We start from the raw sequence: 2313 nt of genomic DNA, 5'->3' as shown, positions 1-2313 counted from the left end.
TAGGCAGGCGCGGGCACCAACAACCGCCATCCGGCCTTGCCTGCTCGGGCGCGCTCCGGCACATTTCCGCCTAACTAGTCACTCAAGCGGACCAATCAATCGCTTCGCGATTGATGTGGCCGCTTAGTTCCAGCGTTAGGCCATGAAAGACACGATCGTCTCAATCCTGTTTCTTCTAATTGGGGCTATCGGCTTGTTCGATCTCCATCACGGACATTTCGTGCCCTCGGATGCCTGGAAGTTTTTCGCCTTTGTTCCGGCATTGCTCTTGGGCTGGCCCTTTGCAAGGTATGTGGTTCGCAGGCTCACTCCAGTCAAGCGCTCTCCGCTCTACGGCAAGCCGAGCAGCTTCTATCATTGGGTTCTCTGCCTTCCGATCGCAGTTCTTTGCGTCTATCCGTTCGTCATCTCTGTCGCCGGCACCTACGTCACCATCGAGCTCGGAAGCAAGCACGTCCGGCTCGGAGAGATTTTGAGCTGGCGCCATCGCAGTAGTCGTCGCGGACCCGATTGCACAAAGATAGTCGCAGTGATTCAAACCGATGGTGGCCGAGTACCCTTTAGTCAGTGCCTCCCGTCGTCCTACCCACGATACGGCTTCACCGGTCCCGCTTGGTTCAACACCGCGGAGTCTCCCCTAGGCACCTTCGCGGTTTTGCAGAAGACGGGCCCATGAGTCATGGCCTAACATTTCGCTCAAGCGGACCAATCAATCGCTTCGCGATTGATGTGGCCGCTTAGCTCCAGCGTTAGGCCCTTTGGGCCGCGGGCTGGGTTCCATCCCGCCTGCGCCGCCGAGCATCACGCGACCGACCGCTGAGGCGGGCGGCGCTCTGGCAGCCGCCAAGCGCCGCGCTGTTCCTCGGTGGGGTTCTTCGCGGGCGCAGGCGCGACCCTCCTCGCAGGTATCAGCCAGGCATCCGGCGAGGTTGATTTCGGCAAGCCGGGGCAAGGGTTGCCGCTCCGTAGGTCAGGCTGTAGCGTTCTGGCCTAACTATTCGCTCAAGCGGACGGATCAATCGCTTCGCGATTGATGCCGCCGCTTAGCTCACGCGTTAGGTGCCATGGAAAGGTTGAGAGATCTCGCACTGACAATTGCCCTGCTTGTTTCGCTCGGGCCGGCTGTAACGCTCTGGCTGATTGGCCTTCCCGCCATTCTGGTCTCGCCGCTTCTCGGGCCGCAGTTCGACGCCGCATTTTTCGTGTTGTATCTCATGAGCGGCCCTGCCATTGGGGCTGTCGCGTTCGCTGTCTTTCGCTTCCACACTGGCATGACCGCTCGCGCAAGGCGTTTCTCCCTCGCACTGTGTGGCGTTGGTGTTCTTGGGTTTCTCTTCCTGGCGGCCAAGATCGGTGCACACGAGTTGCTCGTTATGGGCGCGCCAGCCGCCGTATGTGGCACCTTGTTTGTGTGGTTTGTTGGCAATCGTGGTGCTGCTTCGGCTCGGCCGGGTGGCACCTAACTACTCGCTCAAGCGGACCAATCAATCGCTTCGCGATTGATGTGGCCGCTTAGCTCACGCGTTAGCTGCCCCCCCCCGATGCCTATCGCAAGCCCCGAAGCCATCAAGCGCAATTCCGCCGATCTCAATGGGATCAGCAACCGAATTGCTCGGTCGCTTCCCGAACGCGGGGATGATTGGCGTGCGGCTGTCGGGGAGTTCCATTCCCGGTTCGATGAGCTTTCATTCCCCGGCGGCTACAAGCTTCTCAATCTCGTCAAGACCGGCGATTTCGCTGCAGTTGAGACTGCAATTAGGTTTCTTGAGGTCGACCCAAGGCACTTTCGCTCGGGCTACATCAAGGAGGATCTCTGGCTTTGGTTGAAGCGGATCGAGCTTTCTCGGCCAGCAATTCGGCGAGTGGAGCGAGTGGCGCTGTCCTACCTGCAGCGTCGCATCAGTCGAGAGTTCTGGTGCATGGCCAAAGCTATGCATTACATCGCAGGCCCAGAGTTCTGGCGCGCCGTCACGGCGGCGGCGCGCAGCACCGATGCCGCCCTTCGTCTCCGCGCGACATGCCTTTTGGCGCACGGTGCAAATCTTCAATCGGGCGCAATGGTGCGCCGCGACCTATACCACTCATGGCTCACCTCAAGCTATGGTGGCAGCTAACTACTCGCTCAAGCGGACCAATCAATCGCTTTGCGATTGATGTGGCCGCTTAGCTCCAGCGTTAGGGCCGAGGCCAGCCGATGCCGCACATTGAACTTCTCTCGCAGCTAGTCGGCATTGCAGCCTTCCTTGTCTTCGCTGTGGCAGCCGTTTACGTGCGTCGCACGGGACATACGATCTTCACATCACGCCCAGTGGC

The 2313-nt window shown here is 59.7% G+C and carries 3 protein-coding genes; all 3 read left to right on the top strand.

The genetic code is table 11. The features are described from left to right. The first annotated feature begins 142 nt into the window (after positions 1 to 142). The 3 genes from O9255_RS11375 (at position 143) to O9255_RS11365 (ending at position 2114) form a co-directional block, all read left to right on the top strand. A complete protein-coding gene (locus O9255_RS11375; protein WP_297866978.1) occupies positions 143 to 676 on the top strand; it encodes a hypothetical protein in 534 nt (177 codons plus the stop codon). Between the two features lie 397 nt (positions 677 to 1073). Next, positions 1074 to 1463: a hypothetical protein gene (locus O9255_RS11370; RefSeq protein WP_297866977.1), complete on the top strand. Its 390-nt coding sequence runs from the start codon at positions 1074 to 1076 to the stop codon at positions 1461 to 1463. Between the two features lie 78 nt (positions 1464 to 1541). After that, complete coding sequence (locus O9255_RS11365; protein ID WP_297866976.1) at positions 1542 to 2114, top strand: hypothetical protein; 573 nt, start codon at positions 1542 to 1544, stop codon at positions 2112 to 2114. Positions 2115 to 2313: the final 199 nt, after the last annotated feature.

This window comes from Silanimonas sp., assembly GCF_027530345.1.
GTDB lineage: Bacteria > Pseudomonadota > Gammaproteobacteria > Xanthomonadales > Xanthomonadaceae > Silanimonas.
This window is presented reverse-complemented; position numbering and strand designations above follow the sequence as displayed.